The organism is Chryseobacterium soldanellicola (assembly GCF_900100115.1).
In the GTDB taxonomy this organism is placed as follows: domain Bacteria; phylum Bacteroidota; class Bacteroidia; order Flavobacteriales; family Weeksellaceae; genus Chryseobacterium; species Chryseobacterium soldanellicola.
The window spans coordinates 357,032-376,292 of the sequence record NZ_FNKL01000001.1 but is presented as its reverse complement, the minus strand read 5'-3'; the positions used below and the strand labels follow the sequence as shown (position 1 = coordinate 376,292).

Genomic DNA, 19,261 nt, shown 5'->3' with positions numbered 1-19,261 from the left:
AACTAAATTTGTGCGGTTAAAAGCAAAGTATTTTAAAGATTAAAGCATTGAAAGATTCAATTAATTGAAAAATTGAGTCTGTAATACTCTGATATTTAAATCATTAAATCTTTTAATTATTACTTATGAACACAGAAAATATTCAGATTCAGATAAAAACATTCTTCGGACTAGAGCAAATTTTATCAGAAGAAATCAAAAAATTAGGCGGAAAAAATGTTGAAGTTAAAAACCGCGCAGTAAATTGTGAAGGTGATTTAGGGTTTTTGTATAAAATTAATTATTCTTCGCGAACTGCTTTAAAAATTTTAGTTCCTATCCTGGAATTTAAAGCCTTTAATCAGCATCAGTTTTACGACAAGCTTTTTAAAATCGAATGGGAACAGTTTATGGATGTTGATCAGTCTTTTGCGATTGATGCAACAGTAAATTCCGAGACTTTTAAGCATTCACAATACGTAACTTTGAAAATGAAAGACGCAATTGTGGATTATTTTCAGGAAAAATTTAAAAAACGACCTAATGTAGAACCGAAAAGCCCGGACATCAAATTTCACCTTCACATCGACAGAGAATTGGTAACAATTTCTTTGGATTCTTCGGGTGATCCCTTATTCAAAAGAGGCTACAGAAAAGAGCAGGGTGAGGCCCCGATCAACGAAGTTCTGGCAAGCGGAATGCTGCAATTGGCAGGTTGGGACGGAAAAGGCAATTTCCTTGATCCGATGTGTGGTTCAGGAACGCTTTTAATTGAAGCTGCAATGATCGCGCTGGATCTTCCGGCCCAGATTTTCAGAAGAAGATTTGCCTTTCAAAACTGGAAAAATTATGACTACGAGTTATTTACAAAAATTAAAGAAGTAAGAATCGGCAGAATTAAAGAATTTACAGGCAAAATCATAGGCTACGATATCGATGCAAGAATGCTGAATGCAGCAAGAACCAACATTGAGGCTGCTGAAATGGAAGATATTATCGAAGTAAGAAAACAGGATTTCTTTGAGACTAAAAAAGAACTTTTTCCTTTATTGATGGTGTTTAATCCACCTTATGATGAGAGAATTTCAATTAATGATGATGATTTTTACAAGAAAATAGGAGATACGTTTAAAACAAGCTATCCGAATACTTTAGCATGGTTGATTTCTTCCGATCTTGAAGCAGTGAAAAAAATAGGCCTTCGCCCGTCAAGAAAAATTAAGCTCTTTAACGGAAAATTAGAAACTAGATTTTTACAGTATGAAATGTATGAGGGAACAAAGAAAGTGCATAAACTAGAAAATCAGTAGAAATATTTAAATAAAAAACCTTCCATATGTTGGAAGGTTTTATTTTGTATATTCAATTTTTATAAAACTTATTTATGCCTTTGGATTTTTTTGATTTTTTCGATGCAGCTTCCAGCGCTTTAGAGTTACTCAGTAATGCTGCTCCTGATTTTGAAAAGGATGAATCTCTGATCAAAAAAAAGAAGCCAAAGTATGTTATAGAAAAAATAAGTTTGGTTTTAATTTTAATAAGCTCCGGATTGTTATTTTGGGTTTTAAGAGATCCTTTACCTGTTCAGAATCCTTTTCAATCCATTGTAATTGCTATATTGATCGGTATTTTTATAACTTCAACAGTTTGTCTTGCAATATATTTTTTGGAATCTTTTTCTTTTAAAAGTTTCTTTTCAATGTTGTTTTTCTGTACCTCATTAATTGCTTTTTTTACTGCTTCGGTTTTATGTTTATACTTTAAATCAGGATTATTTTAAAATTTCATTTCATTATTTAACGAAGAAAAAACTCGCCCAAATTTGTTTTGTTTAAAAATTTCAAGCTGATAAAAGTTAGGTTTATAAAAAATAAGTAATTTTTTCTTAATCCGGAACCATTTTATCTTCCGCATATTGTTTTGGATAATTTTCCGTTCTATAATTTATCTTAAACTGTTTGCGGATTCCTTCGCGAATAATTAATTTTGAAAAATTTTCAATTTGAGACCAACAATTTCCATCGTCGTTGCTATTTTTAACCGAAAAGATGAGCTTTTTGAGTTATTAAATTCGCTTACCCAACAAACCGATAAAGATTTTGAGATCATTATCGTGGATGATGGTTCGTTGATCGACCTTAAACCTACAATCAGGAATTTTGAAGAAATTTTAAATGTAAAATACTTCCGGAAAGATAATTCCGGACCGGGTTTGACAAGAAATTACGGAGCCAAAAGAGCTGAAAATGAATGGCTTGTTTTTGTCGACAGCGACGTTATTGTAGAAAAAGATTATATTGAAAATATCAAAAAAGATATTGTTAAAATACCATGTGATGCTTTTGGAGGCGCAGATAAGGCGCATAAAGGCTTTAATCTGATGCAGAAGGCAATTTCGTATTCCATGACGTCGGTTTTTACAACGGGAGGAATCAGAGGCAATAAAAAATCGGTTTCAAAATTTCAGCCCCGAAGCTTTAATATGGGGGTAAAAAAAGAAGTTTTTGAAAAGATAGGCGGATTTTCAGAGATGAGAATAGGAGAGGACCCCGATTTGTCGATGACGCTTTGGGAAAATGGCTTTACGACAGCATTTTTTGACGATATAGCTGTATATCACAAACGCAGGGTGGATTTTGGAAAATTTTCAAAGCAAATTTATCAGTTTGGCTGTGCAAGACCGATTTTGAATCAAAGACATCCTAATTATGTGAAAATATCTTTTGGTTTTCCGACCTTATTTTTATTAGGCTATGTAATGGGTTTTATAGAATATTTTGCACTTGGGAGAGGCTTTATTCTGGCACTTTATGGTCTGTATACTTTTATGGTTCTTTTTCATGCGTTGATTGTAACTAAAAATATCAGTATTGCAGGAATGGCGGTGATTTCCACGTATATTCAAATGTTTTCTTACGGATATGGTTTCTTAAAATCATGGATTTTGCTCAATATTTTCAGAATGAAGCCGGAGGATGCGTTTCCGAGTCATTTTCATAAAAAGTAATTTTTCTGTTATGCAGTTTGTCATTCTGACGAAGAAAGAATATCTCAACATTATTTTTCATGTAGCTTCCACAGCGTTTGTCATTCCGTAGGAATCTCAACACCTATTATCACATAATTAATTCTATAAAATGAGTCTAAATTCCTACGGAATGACAAACGCTGTGGAGGATGAGAGTGTAGTAATGAAAGTGTAATGAGATTGCTTCATCGCTTCGCTCTTCGCAATGACAGCGACGCGAGAAATGAATTTAAAAAAATGAATTGTCAATAGTCAATTTTTTTCCGGCTGTATGTAAATTCACAATTCACTTTATTGACGATTCATCTTCCTTACATCAAAACTCCGTTTTTAGATGAAATAGGTTCTGGAAGATCTTTCTCACCAATGATTTGAAGGAGATCAATTTCTATTGTACGGCAAATTGAAAGCATCGGAACGTCAAACATCAGGCCTGCAAAAGGGTTTTCGGAATAATCGCCCACAAGTTCCATAATGATATAAATCCACCCGATAATGATGCAGAAAGGGATGGAGGTCCAGATTCCCCAATCTCCCAATTTTGCAAATTCATTCACTAAGCCTAACGGAAGTAAAGTAATAAAAAGAATATTAAAAACGAATGCTGTACTGGCAAACTGTCTTGGCGAAGGAAATTTTTTGATTCTTTCAGCTTGTCCCTGAAAGTTATAAAACTCATTTAAACAGTTTTGGAGCTGCATTTGATTGAAATCAGAAATGACTTTGCTGTTCTTTAATTCGTTAATTTCTTTTGCCTGTTTTGAAATCAAAAAGGTCGCAAAATTCTTATAATCAGACTGTTGTTCCAATTCTTCCTCTGAAAGATATTTATGTAAAAAGATAGGAGTTCTTCCGTAATCGGGAAATCCTGCTCTAATCAGTCTGTTACGCTTATGATCGATATTTTTAAAGCTTTCATCTTCGTGGCTGATGTGCTCCCATTCCGTAGGAACCAAAAGTTGTTCACGAAACGTGTACAACCACGCTATATGTCTGTAAACGATTTTTTTTCTTCGGTCTTCGAGTTCAAAAGCGCCCATTTCCTCATTTTCGGTGTCAAAAGCGTAAACCATGGCTGCAAATGAACGGCTGGAATTCACAATTCCGCCCCAGATTTTTCGGGCTTCCCAAAGTCTGTCATACGCCTGATTATTTTTAAAACCCACCAAAAAAGCTTCTGCCGTACCGATCAGCGCAACCGGAACCCAGGGAATGGTCATCCACTGCCAGTTGAAAAAATAAAATAGGATAGCGATCAACGTACACCAAACCGAGATCCAGATCAAATGATACCCCGATAAGTTTAAAACCTGTTTGTAATTGACATATTTTGTAGTAATCATAAGTGTTTATGGGATTTGCCGACTCAAGTTATTAAAAATTATAAAAAAGAGCACAAAAAAACCTCTAAAAATTTTAGAGGTTTGGTTTTATATATTTTAATATTTCAACATTTCTTCAATTTTAATAGAAAGCTTTTCTGCATTTGGAAGCATTTCCTTTTCTAAAATTAAGTTGATCGGAACGGCCGGAGTATCAAGAGATCCCATTGTTTCTACCGGAGCATCCAGATATTTGAAGCAGTTTTTAGAAATACGGTGTGCAAAGGCTTCAGCGAATGAATTATTTAACTGTTCCTCCGTTAAAACGATGCATTTTCCGTGAGCTTTTACTCTTTCGAAAACCAATTCTTCATCAAGAGGAATTAAGGTTCTTAAATCGATCACTTCAACTCTTCCGTTAAAGCTTTTCGCAGCTTCTTTTGCCCAGTAAACCCCCATTCCGTAAGTGACAACCAATAAAGTTCTGCCTTTTTCGGTTTGTTCTTTATCAGCTTCGATGATGATTTTTCCTTTTCCGAAAGGTAGGACATAATCTTCTGCCGGCTCGATCGTTTTTGCGTCTTCGGTTCCAGGAACTTTGCTCCAGTAAAGACCTTTGTGCTCGAGCATTACCACTGGATTCGGATCATAATAGGCTGCTTTTAATAACCCTTTAAAGTCCGCTGCATTGCTTGGATATGCGATTTTAATTCCTTTGATATTGGCTAAAATACTTTCAACACTTCCGCTGTGGTAAGGTCCGCCGCCGCCGTAAGCTCCAATGGGAACTCTGATGATATTGCTTACAGGAAATTTCCCGTTGCTTAAATAGTTTGATTTGGAAATTTCAGTGATTAACTGATTGATTCCCGGATAGATATAGTCTGCAAACTGTACTTCAACAATTGGCTTTAAACCCACCGCGCTCATTCCCGTCGTAGAACCAATGATATACGCTTCCTGAATCGCTGTATTAAAAACCCTTTTGCTTCCGAATTTTTTACCTAAAGTCACCGTTTCACGGAAAACTCCACCGATTCTTTCACCAACATCCTGACCGTAAAGTAAGGCTTCCGGATGTTTCCACATAATCTCCTGAATCGCGTGAATCGCGGCGTCTACCATGACGATTTTTTCGCCACCTTCAGGTTCACGGGTTCCAACTTCTTCGGTGATCGGAGTTGGTGCGAAAATATGCTGCATTACGGTTTCAGGCTTAGGATCTTCTGCATTTTGCGCTCTTTCAAAAGCTTCTTCTGCTTCTAATCTTGCCTTTTTCGTGATTTGCTTTAATAATTCTTCATCAGCACCGGATTCAAGCAATTGCTTTCTAAGGATTTCTCCCGGATCTTTTGCTCTGTGTTTTGTTAAATCTTCTTCATCCCTATAGAATTCTCTTCTTACTCCTGAAGTGTGGTGGCCAATAAGAACTGTTTTTGCACAAACAACTAAAGGTTTTCTTTCAGTTCGTACAAAATCAACAGCTTTTTTCATTACTTCAAAGCTTTCAACGAAATCTGTTCCGTCAACTCTCATTCTGCCTAATCCTACAAAACCTGCCACGAAATCGTAAGCATCACACGTTCTAGCTTCTTCTTTGGTTACAGAAATTCCCCACTCATTATCCTGAACAAGAAAAATGATAGGAAGCTGATGCAAAGCAGCAAATTGTAACGCCTCACTCACTTCACCTTCTGTAACAGAATTGTCCCCAAGACTGCAAACTACGACCGGATTATTTTCGAAATTCTGTAATTCAAAATCCTGGATATATTTAATTCCCTGAGCAACTCCCGTTGTCGGAATGGTCTGCATTCCTGTTGCCGAGCTCTGATGAATGATTTTAGGCATATTTTCATCTCTGCTCGAAGGATGCGAGTAATATGATCTGCCGCCGGAAAACGGATCGTCAGCTTTTGCCAATAATTGAAGCATTAATTGATAAGGTTCAAAACCGATCCCTAAAAGAATGCTTTCGTCTCTGTAATAAGGAGAAACCCAGTCTTCTTTTTTAAGCTGATAAGCAGTCGCCAACTGAATCGCTTCATGACCTCTTGAAGTGCTATGAACATATTTACAAACATTTCTATTTTCTTCGTAGATGTCTGCCATAGCCTTGGCAAGCATCATATGGTTGTAAGCCTTAAGTAATATATCTTGAGAAACTTTTTCGTGAAGTGTATTTTCCATAGGAAGCAAATATACATAAAAAAACAAAATACTAACAAGCGTTAGTATTTTGTAATATATCTATTTATTTATACATTATTCTTTGATAACTTTTTTAGAAACAGTGTCTTTATCGGTTTTTACTTCGATGATGTAAATTCCTTTAGTGTAAGAAGATAAGTCTACGCTTGCCTCATCACTATTGATTACGCCACTTTGTAATTTTTTACCAGATAACTCATACACGTTGAAAGTTGATTTTTTAGGAGCTTTCAATACTTTTACAAAATCTTTTGTAAGAGTCGGAGCAATAGTGATACCGCCATCTTTAGCGATTTCTCCTGTTCCTAAAACCTGTTCTGTATAACCTGTTGTAATAATAGAGTAGTTCTGAGGAGCGTTTGCGCCGGTATTGTTTTTTAAAGTTCCCTTATTTGAAATTTCAATTCTGTAGTTTCTTCCTGCAACAGGAGCGTCAATTACAACTTGCTCAACATTGTCCACCGTATTATCTGCTTTGGTTGCGGGAGTCATAGGGCTTGTAGCATTTAATTTCCAAGGATAATACACCGTATTGGTAACAGTATCGATAATTCTTAAATCTAAATCATTAACAAGTCTTGAAACTCTGTTGTTATATAGGTCTGACCATAAGTTTGAGCTAACAACATATTCAGGGTCTATCCAGGAAATTGTAACTTTTAAAGGTTCAGTTCCTGTAGCTTTTACTACTTTTTTGTTTGGAGTTCCACTTGTTAAAGTTTCATTATTGAATATAATGGTGTTATTAGATTTTCCAACTAATAATTCAGCTCCTTTTTTAGCATTGATATATCCCCAGCCGTACCATGGGTCTGGTCCTACATTTCCTGCTTCTGATGCTGAATGTACCATTAATGTTTTAGCTGCAGCTGCATTAAGCTCAGCATTGTTGAATAATGATTTATAAATCTGCATCCAAAGACCGATAATGCCTGTTACTTGAGGGGCAGACATAGAGGTTCCGCTGTTAATTTGCCAGGCAACACTTCCTGTGGTATTTTCTGCAGTTGAAGCCATCCAAATATCAGTACCCGGAGCAGCAATATCCGGTTTAATACCACCGTCATCTCTTGGTCCTGCACTGCTATAGCTAGATCTCATCACATCATCAGGAATTTGATATCTATAATTATTAGTCGTAATAATGTCTGTAGCACCTACAACAATAATATTTTTAGCCAGAGATCCATATCCGATACAGTCAAATCCTTGAGAACAGTTGGTAGGAGGTGCCAACCCGTCTGGATAAGCGGTAAACCCAGTTCCGTTATAATAATAGCCTGTAGTTGAAGTACCTCCAAATCCAGGGCCATAATCAAAATAGTTTCCTGCGGATTTTACAATTGTATAAGAAGGGTTATTATATACGATAGCATCATAATTTTGATCATTTCCGTAATAAGTTCCCATCAAATCATAATTGTTTCCGGAAATATAATTTCCTCCCCAGTACCATCCGTTAACCGGATATCCGTCTGCTGTAGTTTTATAATCCCAGGCAGCATTTACTCCATAAGAATGGTTTGAAATTTTAGGCTGAGCAGCTATAATTTTATCAAAAACCGTGCTTGTTGTTGTATTACCCGGTAATGTTGTCGTTGCAAATCTGTAAGAATCCATTGTCGAGTTCAACGCAATTCCCATAGCATTTCCAGTAATTTGTACTCCGTTGCTTGTTGCTGATAACGGAGAAGATTTAGCTCCGATAATACTTGCAACACCTGTAGAGTGTGCGCTATATGCATTAGTTGCAGCTTCCAGGTTTGTTATTCTTCCTGCTGCATTGTTGAATGCTGTGTGAGCCGCATAAATCCTTCCTCCGTCAAATATTGTATATTTAATGTTTTCACCTTTAAAAGCACCTGTAAGTCCATTTACACCACCTGCAGTAGTTAAAGCATCAACATTATTATTTAAAATCTGATTTTGATCATCTGCTTTATAGAAATTAGGAACATCACCACTGAATCCGGCCAAATTTGCTCTTTGTTCTTCAATCTCCTTTAAAACTTCAGGAGACTTATTGGCTCCGTAACGTTTTGCAACATAAGAGTCAAACTTTGCGCTGTTCTCTTTGTTTTGTCTTTCAAATTCTCTTTTTAAAGCATCATTATTTTGCGCACTTACTAAAGTAATCGCTAATGTGCCTATTAGAAGTAAATGTTTCTTCATAACAGTAGTAAAATATTAAATCTAGGTACAAGAAGCAAATTTATATAAAATAATTATAATATAAGAGTTTTGTATAAGAAATTATCAGTAAAAAATAAAATTTATTCTTAAATAATACCATTCTCGGGTATTTATTACATAATCAAAAAATTAATTCAGATTATTAAATATTTAATTTGAAATTATTGTAGTTTATGGAGGATACCAACTGTTTCATTTTAAATAAAATTGAAAAAATTACACTAACTTTACATTCTCTTTAATTAAAAAAGCTAAGAAAATACATGTATTTAGTTTTTGATACAGAAACCACAGGTTTACCTAAGAATTTCAACGCACCGCTTTCAGATTCAGATAACTGGCCAAGAATGGTTCAGATCGCATGGCAGTTGCACGATGATAATGGGGTTTTAATTGAAAATCAGGATTATATCATAAAACCAGAAGGATACGATATACCATTTAATGCCGCCAGAATCCACGGGATTACAACCAAAATAGCCAATGAAGAAGGCCGTGATCTGCAGGAGATTTTAGAAGAATTTTCCAAAGTTTTAGATCGGGTAAGAGTGGTTTCCGGGCACAATGTCGAGTTTGACTACAATATTGTAGGAGCCGAATTTTTCAGGAAAAATATAAAAGATAATCTTCAGGAAAAGCCAAAAGCCGATACCATGATCTTGGGAACCGATTTTTGTCAGCTTGGAGGTGGCCGCGGAGGAAAATTCAAGCCTCCGAAGCTGGAAGAGCTTTATGAAAAACTGTACGGGAATAAATTCGATGAAGCCCACAACGCCGCCGCCGACGTAAATGCAACGGCCCAGGTTTTCTTTGAAATGATGAGAATCGGTGTTATTCCTGCAGAAATTCTTAAAACCTCAGAGGATCAGCTGGCTTATTTCAAGACCCTGCATCCGGATCCGATCAAACCTTTCGGGATTATTATCAGAAGGCAGGTTGCCGATTTTAATAATAAGAAAAAGCAAAACGATTTTGGAAGCATTGATGAGATTGATCTTGGGAAATATTTCAATTTCAACAGTCATAGTGTTTTTTCAACGCTGATGGCGACTTCCAGCATTTCAGATTTGATTAAAAAAGCTTCTGACGATAATTTCCCAGCTGTCGGAATGGTGGATCTGGGAAATATGATGGGGGCTTTCAAATTTGTCTCGGCTGTTGAAGGAGCAAATAGCGACAGAGCAAAAAAACACAAGGAATATTTAGCAAAAAAACAGGAAGCAGAAGAAAATGGAGAAGAATTTAATGAGCAGGAACCTGTCTCAGAGTCATTAGTTCCTGTTGTAGGCTGTGAGTTTTATATTTCAGACCGGTACGAGCAGAAGCAGTTTACAAAAGACGATCCCGACAGAAGAACACAGGTTGTTTTGCTGGCGAAAGATTTTAATGGATATAAAAATTTAGCAAAACTTTCAAGTATTGGATTTTTGAAAGGTTTTTATTTTGGAGTTCCAAGGATCAGTCGTGAAATAATTTCACAATATAAAGAAGGTTTAATTGCTTTAACATCAGGGATTAACGGAGATATTCCCGATGCGATTTTAAATACAGGGGAGCAAAAAGGGGAGGAGCTTTTCAAATGGTGGAAAGATACTTTTGAAGATGATTTTTATGTTCAGATCCAAAACCATAAGCTACCGGAAGAAGAGCATTTGAATGACGTTCTACTGCATTTTGCAGATAAATATAATGTTAAAATTTTAGCTCAGAACGAGACTTATTATACCGATAAAGATGATTCTAATATTCAGGATATTGTAAGCTGTATCAAGGACGGTGAAAAGCTGACAACACCTGTAGGAAAAGGATTTGGAAAAAGAAGAGGCCTTGCGACAGGAGAATATTATATCAAAAATTCTGATGAAATAAAAGAGGCTTTTCTGGCGTACCCGGATGCTTTTGAGGCTTATGAAGAGTTTTTTGCAAAATTCAGTCCATATACCTTAAAAAGAGATGTTTTGCTTCCTAAATTTGATATTCCGGAAGAATTTCTTAACCCAGAAGATGAGATTGATGGCGGTAAACGAGGGGAGATGGCGTATTTAACACATTTGACATACGAAGGAGCCAGAAAAAGATACCAAGTAATTACCGATGAAATCAAGGAACGTCTTGATTTTGAATTGGATGTAATTGCTAATACAGGATATCCCGGTTATTTCCTTATTGTACAGGATTTCTGTAACGAAGCCCGGAAAATGGGAGTTTGGGTTGGTCCGGGACGTGGTTCTGCGGCAGGTTCTGCAGTAGCTTACACGATCGGGATTACCAATGTTGACCCTATTAAATATGATCTCCTTTTTGAGAGATTCTTGAATCCGGAAAGGGTTTCAATGCCCGATATTGATATCGATTTTGATGATGAGGGGCGTGACAGGGTTATTAAATGGGTTATTGATAAATATGGTCAGAGCCAGGTTGCTCAGATCATTACGTACTCGGTTTTGGGTGGTAAATCAGCGATTAAAGATGCCGGAAGGGTTTTAGATCTTTCAATTCCTGAAACCAATAATATTGCTAAATTAATTCCTTCCACCCCCGGAATGAATATTGCGAAAGCTTTGGCAAAATATGATAAATTAAAGCCTGAAGAACAGCAGCTTGTTGACGAAATGCGGTATGTTCTTGACAGCCCGAATGATCCGCGTTTTGACGTGCTCTCGAGTGCCAGGAAAATGGAAGGATGTATCAGAAATACAGGAATTCATGCTTGTGGGGTAATTATTACGCCGGAAGATGTGAGTAATCTTGTTCCGGTTACGATCGCGGCAAAAGATGCAGACATTTTGGTCTCCCAGTTTGATAACTCAGTGGCGGAAAGTGCAGGTCTTCTGAAAATGGATTTCCTTGGTCTTCGTACGCTGACAATTATCAAAGACGCTTTAAAACTCGTTAAAGAAAGACACAATGTTGACATCGATCCGGATACGATTCCGCTGGATGACACCAAAACTTATCAATTATTTAAAGAAGGAAGAACGGTCGGGATTTTCCAATATGAAAGCCCCGGAATGCAAAAATACATGCGGGAGCTTAAGCCAACGGTTTTTGCCGATCTTATTGCGATGAATGCTCTTTATCGACCGGGTCCGATTAAATATATCCCGAATTTCATTAACAGAAAACATGGAATTGAAGAAATTGTCTATGATTTACCCGAAACAGAAGAATATTTAAAGGAAACCTACGGAATTACCGTATACCAGGAGCAGGTAATGCTTTTATCTCAAAAATTGGCCAACTTTACAAAAGGTGAAGCCGATACGTTAAGAAAAGCGATGGGTAAAAAGCAGATCGACGTTCTGAATAAAATGTACCCGAAATTCATCGAAGGCGGAAAGAAAAACAATCTTAATGAAGAACGCTTAGAAAAAATCTGGAATGACTGGAAGGCCTTTGCAGAATATGCCTTCAACAAATCCCACTCTACCTGTTATGCCTTAATTGCTTATCATACAGCATATTTGAAAGCAAATTATCCGGCAGAATATATGGCAAGTGTAATGAGTAACAACATCAACAATACAGACTCAATTACTATGTTTATGGAGGATTGTAAAAGTATCGGAGTTGATGTTCTAGGGCCGGATGTGAATGAATCACAGTATAAATTCTCGGTAAACGAAAAAGGGCAGATCCGTTTTGGGTTGGGAGCGATCAAAGGCATCGGAGAAGGGCCGAGTGAAGCCATCACAAGGGAACGCGCAAACGGAAGATTCAGAAATATCTATGATTTTTTTGAAAGAATTATGCCTTCTCAAATGAATAAAAGAGTGGCGGAAAGTTTAGTGTTGGCGGGAGCTTTTGATGAGCTGGATTCTTTCCACAGAGGGCAGTATTTTGATATTGACATGGCGGGAAGAACAAATTTGGAACGATTGATAAGATACGGACAAAGCTTCCAGGAAAGTAAAAATGAGATGGAAAATTCTCTTTTTGCAGATTTTGCGGAAGAAGTTCAGATCGAGCAGCCAAAACTAGCACCTTGTCCGGAATGGCCGAATATGCATAAGTTAAATAAGGAAAAGGAAATCATTGGTTTCTATCTTTCTGCGCACCCGCTGGATGAGTTTAAATATCATTACCAGTTTATGCAGGGGCAACTTTCTAAAAAAGCGGTATTGGAGAAAGAAGAAGAAAAAGTGGTTACGGATGAAGTTCCTATTCTTGAAAAAGACGTGGTGGATGAGGTGGCGGATCTTATAGAAATTGTTTCTGATGAATTGTCTGTTGGCGAAGAGGAAATTATTGAAGAAGTCACCAAAAAAGCCGAACCAAAAGGTAATTTTTTATTCCTAAATCTTGATGAGGTTGATGCTTATAAAGAGCAGGCTTTTGCCAATAAGCAGGAAGAATTATTTGAAGAAAAGAAAAAAGACTGGAAAACGTTACAGAAAGAAAGAGAAAATGGCGGTGCCGGTAAAGAATACACCGTTGCAGGTTTAATCACCGAATATAGAGTTCAGGATGGTTTCAAAAGTGGTGAAAAAGTAGCTTTTGTTACCCTTGAAGACTATTCCGGGTCATATTCTTTTAGGCTGGGTGACAGGGATTATATGAGATTGAAGGAAAAGCTTGAAGTTCAGCGTTTTGTTATTTTTAAAATTAAATTTGCCCAGGTGAAGGACGGGCGTGTTTTTGTGAATGTAAATGATGTGATCGAGCTTCAGGAAGCCTTCGAAAGATTTGCAAAAAGCATTTCTCTGGTCATGGATGTTATGGATTTCAGGCCGGAAGACCTTACATTCTTCAGAACCGTTCTTGAAAGGAATCAGGGAAATCAGAAGTTAAAATTTTTCATTAAAAATATTGAGGACGATTCTCAGATCGAGGTACAGTCGATGAAGCATTCGGTTGATTTAAATGGTGATCTGATTAAGGAAATTCAGCTTCTCAATAAGTATGAATTTTACTTAAATTAATAAGTATAATAAAAACAGATAATAAAAACAGATAATAAAAAAGTGGCTTTTCAGTCACTTTTTTTGTTGATGTTAATAAAAAGTTAATATTTTTTTAATCTATTATTTAAATATTTTTCATACCACATGTTAAAAAGTCCCAGGTTGAGATCAGGGAGGCAAATTATTGATAATCATTTAATTATAAATAATTCATTTATTGTTGAATTGTTAGGAAAAATTAAATAAACGTTTGATTATTTGTAACTATTTGGTGATTTATATGTTTATTGTTTAAAAAAATATTGAAATCTTTGATATTAATTGAATAATTTTTCTACATTTACCTCCTAATTTTAATTTACTAAGTATGAAAAAACTATTTCTATTTTTTTCACTCTTGACGGGTCTGATCACCTGTCAATTGTATCAGGGTCAAGCTTATCCTGTCAATACGTGCTCATCAAATGTTGACAACATCACGTATTCGGTGCTGAGAAGCAACACGACGGCCAATGACAAGCAAAGAATGGCTTTTATCATTCCGGCTTCTCAATTGGATAATATCGCAAACGGTACGATCACGTCAACTTATTTCAAAAGATCAACGTCTTCGGGAACCTTAAATGCAGGCGCGAATTTTAGAATTTATCTGAAAAATACAACTGCTACAGATTTCGGATCAGGATCTCCTGATTGGGCAACAGAAACCGGTACTGCTACATTGGTTTATGATTCAAATCCTCAAACAGCGGTAGGAAGCACCGCGGGATTTAAGCAGTTTCAGCATTCTACTAATTTCGTTTATACAGCAGGAAGCAATCTTGCAGTTTTTACGGAATATGTGCAAACTACTGCTCAGGCATCTACCATTTATTGGCAGTATGAATACAGCAGCCCTTGTATTAATACTTCAAACAGTAATACTACGAAATATGTGAATACAACAGGTACTTTTGGGGCTACGCTTACTTCATCTAACTATAGAAGACCGGTAATTGCATTTGATGCTAATGTACCGCCGCCAACAACAGTGCCTTCTTGTACAACAGTTTCTGCACCTGCAAATGCAGCAACAGGAGTTTCTGTGACCCCTACAATTACCTGGTCGGCAACACCTATTACGTCTAGCTATGTAATCAATATGGGGACTACACCTGGTGGGACCAACATCATGAATGGAGTAGATGTTGGAAATGTTACATCATATTCAATTCCTGCTGCAACACCGTTATCATATTCAACTCAGTATTACGTAACTGTAATTCCTAAAAACGTTGTAGGATTGGCTACAGGATGTACAGAGAATACATTTACAACGCTGGCAATGCCTTGTCCAAGTGTAAGCTCGCCTGGAGCTGCGGCAACAGGAGTTTCCACAATCCCTACAATTTCTTGGGGTGCGGTTTCGGGAGCTACCGGATACAGGCTTACTGTTGGGACAACATCCGGAGGTACGGATATTGTAAATAATGTGGATTTAGGTAATGTTACTTCATACACATTTGCTTCTGCTTTAATGCCGTCTACTGTATATTATTATACGGTAACATCTTATAATGCATCTACAAGCTCAGGAACATGTACGGTAAGATCATTTACAACAACTGCAACGGCTCCGCCTGCTAATGATAATTGTGGTGGTGCTATCGGTTTAACGGTAAATCCGGATTTAGCATGTGGAGTTACAACAGCCGGTAATACATTGGGTGCCTCTTTATCTATGGCTGCTACGCCTTGTAACGGAAATCCTGATGATGATGTTTGGTATAGCTTTGTGGCAACGGGTACTTCACATGTTGTGACCTTGTCAAGCGTGGTTTCAACAGGTACAAGTTCAACCACGGATATGTATTTCCAGGTTTTAAGTGGGGCTTGCGGTGCTCAGACAAGCGTTTTATGTTCAGATCCTAACACGGCTACTGTAAGTGGATTAACACCTGGGCAAACCTATTATGTAAGAGTATATACGTATTCTGGCGCAGGATATAACGCGAGCTTTAATATTTGTATCGGAACTCCGCCACCACCACCGGCAAATGATAACTGTGCTAACCCAACTCCTTTAACAGTAGGAGGTACATTTGGTGCTAATGCAATTACAACAACAAACGTGGGGGCAACTGCTGATGGTACAGCACAATCTTGTCAGACAAGTTCAACTAATAATGTATGGTATTCCGTAGTGGTTCCTGCTTCCGGAACATTAAAAATTGAAACAAATTCAGTTGCAGGTTCTACTTACACAGATTCGGTTATCAATGTATTCAGCGGATCTTGCGGATCATTAACGTCTGTTGCTTGTGATGATGATTCTTCTGCTGATGGTAATTTCTCTTTAGTTTCATTAACGGGTCAGACTCCGGGAGCTACTTTATTAGTAAGCGTTTGGAGATATTCTTCGGGATCAGGTACAGACGGCCAGTTCCAGATTTCAGCATATGATGCTTCTGTATTGGCAACAAATGAAACATCGAATGCTAAAAATGATCTTAAAGTATATCCGAACCCATTTGCTGATGTGCTGAATATTTCAGATGCTTCTAAAGTGAAAAACGTTCTTATTAACGATATTTCAGGAAGATTGGTGAAAACAATCGCAAATCCTTCTTCTTCTCTTCAGTTAGGAGAATTGAAATCAGGAATGTACATCGTAACATTAGAAATGAAAGACGGCTCTAAGCAAACGATCAAAACAATTAAAAAATAATTCATTCTAATTTTTGAATTAAATAGCGGCTGTCTTCAGTCGCTATTTTTTTTTGTTTTTATATCTAATTCATAATTAAATAAATCAAAATTATAATTAATGATTAAAAAAATATTAATAATCGCCTGGATTGGATAATAAATCACTAATTTAGCAACCCTAATTTTATTTACTAAGTATGAGAAAATTTTTACTAATGTGTCTGATGATGCTTGGGCTAAGCATGTCTGCACAGATCACACTGGGAAGTGGTACATCCACAAGTTATTTCCCGGTTTATCCGTATTACGGCTACACGTATACACAACAGATTTTTCCTAAAACAGAGATCAATGCAAATGGTGCCGGGAATATCACCGGACTGAAATTTTACTGCGGATCTTCCACAAGTTTAACAAATTCCGATAGCTGGACGATCTATCTGGGAACAACCGCGAAGACAAGCTTTACTTCAGATTCAGACTGGGTTGCCGCATCTTCGCTTACACAGGTTTTCTCCGGAACGGTTACCAATAACGCCGGAATCGTGGAAGTGGCTTTTTCAACACCATTCAGCTATGATAATGTTAACAATCTTGTCGTTGCTGTTGATGAAAACAAAGCAGGTTATAATACAGGTTCTTCAGGGAACTTCTATTCTTATACCTCAAGCTCGAATTCAAGTATTTATTACGCAAGCGACAGCAATAACCCTGATCCTTTTGCACCACCGACAGGATCAAGGATGTCTAAAAAGTCAAACATGACGATTGTTGGTTTAACGCAGAGTCTTCTGCCTGCCTGCCCGGTAGTTTCTGCGCCTTCAAATGGGGCGACCGGTGTTACGAATTTGCCAGTAATCAACTGGTCTTCAATTCAAAATGCAACAGGATACAGATTAACAATGGGAACAACGCCCGGCGGAACTGATGTGATGAATAATGTAGACCTTGGAAATGTTACAAGCTACACATTTACTATACCGCTATTGTACGGAAAACAGTATTATTACAGCTTAAATGCTTATGGCGCGGGTGGTTCATCTTCAGGATGTTCTCCATTAAGCTTTACGACTAAAAATATCGGATGTCCTACTGTTACGGCGCCGGTTTCAAATGCAACAGGGCTTTCTTCAACACCAACTATCGAATGGAGCGCAGTAACTGATGCAATCGGATATAAAATCTCTGTTGGTACAACGGCAGGAGGTACAGATGTCTTAAATAATTCAGATATCGGAAATGTCACGTCATACACTTTTGCAACTCCTTTAGCTGGCGGAACTAAATATTATTATACAGTTAACGCTTATACGGCAAATAATATTTCAGCAAGCTGTGTAGAGAGAAATTTCTCAACAGCATGTACAAATGCAATTACAGCATTACCTTGGACGGAAAATTTTGACGGCTTAACATCTTTAGGCTTAGGATCGGTTCCAATGTGCTGGTCTACAACAGTCGGTACAACAAACTGGTCTTCTATGAATGCGAGCTCGGTAAGTTATAATGCACCGAAATCTGCTCCGAATTATATGTCGATCCCTTACGGAAATACGGCAGCAAGCCAGCTTTGGACTCCAGGGTTTAATTTAACGGCAGGTACAACGTATGAATTTTCATTCTATTACAATACAAACGGTACAACCAGCTCTTACGTTGGGTTTTCGGGAGATGTTTTGGTGAATAATTCTACAAATGCAGGTACGGCAACATCTCTGGGTACGTTTATTACTTCTACTCAGGGTACAGGTTCTTATACGCTGTATAAAGTTTTTTATACTCCTACAACAACCAATAATTATTATTTTGCGGTAAATGTTTCGTCCAACGGTTCGCCTTGGTATTTGGGAGTTGATGATTTCAAATTACAGGTAGCGCCTACTTGTCTGGAGCCATCCAACATTACTTCTGCAAACCCGACAACATCATCTGTTGATGTTTCCTGGACGGCGCCTGGTACAGCTCCAGCAAATGGATACGATCTATATTACAGCACAAACAATACGGCTCCTGTATCAACAACAAATCCGAATTATACGGCGATCACGGGAACTTCTAAAACAATCTCAGGTCTTTCACCGGCAACTTCTTATTATGTTTGGGTAAGATCTCGTTGCTCAGGAAGCGACCAGAGTGCTTGGGCGGGGCCTTTATTGATTTCTACAGCAATTACCAATGATAACTGTGCAAATCCTGTTGCTTTAACTTTAGGCGGAGATTTTGCCTCTAGTGCAATCATTGCTTCAAACAACGGAGCAACAACAGATGGAACACCAATGGCTTGCCAGACCAATGCAGTTAATAATGTTTGGTATTCGGTGGTGGTTCCTGCTTCAGGAAGTATTACAATTGAAACAAGAGGTGCGGCAGGATCTACATTTACCGATTCTGTTATGAATGTTTTCAGCGGATCTTGTGGATCTTTAACAGATGTTTCTTGTGATGATGATTCTGGTGATGGTAATTTCTCAAAAGTGACTTTAACAGGTCAGACTCCGGGGTCTACTTTATTGGTAAGCATTTGGAGATATTCTTCGGGATCAGGTACAAACGGACAGTTCCAGATTTCTGCTTACGATGCTTCTGTCTTAGCAACAAATGAAACTTCAAATATTAAAAATAATATTAAAGTATATCCAAATCCTTTCACTGATGTGTTAAATATTTCAGATATTGCAGGTGTGAAGACGGTTTTAGTTACTGATATTTCGGGAAGATTGGTAAAAACAATCACAAATCCTTCCTCAGCTCTTTATTTGGGTGAATTAAAATCAGGAATGTACTTAGTAACATTGGAAATGAAAAATGGTGCTAATCAGACAGTTAAAGTGATCAAAAAATAATTTTTAATTTACAAAAACTAATGGATAGCGGCTATTTGATAGTCGCTATCTTTTTTGTTTAAAAAATAAAAATTAACTATATATATTAAAAGT

The 19,261-nt window shown here is 37.2% G+C and carries 9 protein-coding genes; 6 read left to right on the top strand and 3 right to left on the bottom strand.

Translation table 11 applies throughout. The features are described 5' to 3' along the window. Positions 1-125 precede the first annotated feature (125 nt). From BLT04_RS01595 to BLT04_RS01585, 3 genes are all read left to right on the top strand, one after another. On the top strand, positions 126-1,289 hold the full coding sequence (locus BLT04_RS01595; protein ID WP_089753026.1) for a THUMP domain-containing class I SAM-dependent RNA methyltransferase: 1,164 nt from the start codon (positions 126-128) through the stop codon (positions 1,287-1,289). An 80-nt stretch (positions 1,290-1,369) separates the two neighbouring features. Next, complete coding sequence (locus BLT04_RS01590; protein ID WP_139166199.1) at positions 1,370-1,759, top strand: branched-chain amino acid ABC transporter substrate-binding protein; 390 nt, start codon at positions 1,370-1,372, stop codon at positions 1,757-1,759. A 222-nt stretch (positions 1,760-1,981) separates the two neighbouring features. Next, positions 1,982-2,986 (top strand): glycosyltransferase family 2 protein, encoded by a 1,005-nt coding sequence (locus BLT04_RS01585; RefSeq protein WP_089753022.1) that lies wholly within the window; start codon positions 1,982-1,984, stop codon positions 2,984-2,986. A gap of 332 nt (positions 2,987-3,318) precedes the next feature. Here BLT04_RS01585 and BLT04_RS01580 read toward each other — a convergent pair whose 3' ends face one another. The 3 genes from BLT04_RS01580 to BLT04_RS01570 form a co-directional block, all read right to left on the bottom strand. Further along, on the bottom strand, positions 3,319-4,350 hold the full coding sequence (locus tag BLT04_RS01580) for a bestrophin family protein (protein WP_089753021.1): 1,032 nt from the start codon (positions 4,348-4,350) through the stop codon (positions 3,319-3,321). A 96-nt stretch (positions 4,351-4,446) separates the two neighbouring features. Continuing rightward, positions 4,447-6,519 carry an alpha-ketoacid dehydrogenase subunit alpha/beta gene (locus tag BLT04_RS01575; RefSeq protein WP_089753019.1) on the bottom strand — a complete coding sequence of 691 codons (2,073 nt, stop codon included), beginning with the start codon at positions 6,517-6,519 and terminating at the stop codon, positions 4,447-4,449. A gap of 75 nt (positions 6,520-6,594) precedes the next feature. Continuing rightward, complete coding sequence (locus tag BLT04_RS01570; protein ID WP_089753017.1) at positions 6,595-8,712, bottom strand: S8 family peptidase; 2,118 nt, start codon at positions 8,710-8,712, stop codon at positions 6,595-6,597. Positions 8,713-8,996: 284 nt separating this feature from the next. Between BLT04_RS01570 and dnaE the strand changes: the two genes are divergently transcribed. From dnaE to BLT04_RS01555, 3 genes are all read left to right on the top strand, one after another. After that, positions 8,997-13,655 (top strand): DNA polymerase III subunit alpha, encoded by a 4,659-nt coding sequence (gene dnaE / locus BLT04_RS01565; protein WP_089753015.1) that lies wholly within the window; start codon positions 8,997-8,999, stop codon positions 13,653-13,655. Positions 13,656-14,004: 349 nt separating this feature from the next. Continuing rightward, a complete protein-coding gene (locus tag BLT04_RS01560; protein ID WP_089753013.1) occupies positions 14,005-16,344 on the top strand; it encodes a T9SS type A sorting domain-containing protein in 2,340 nt (779 codons plus the stop codon). A 178-nt stretch (positions 16,345-16,522) separates the two neighbouring features. After that, on the top strand, positions 16,523-19,168 hold the full coding sequence (locus BLT04_RS01555) for a fibronectin type III domain-containing protein (protein WP_089753012.1): 2,646 nt from the start codon (positions 16,523-16,525) through the stop codon (positions 19,166-19,168). The last annotated feature ends 93 nt before the right edge of the window (positions 19,169-19,261 follow it).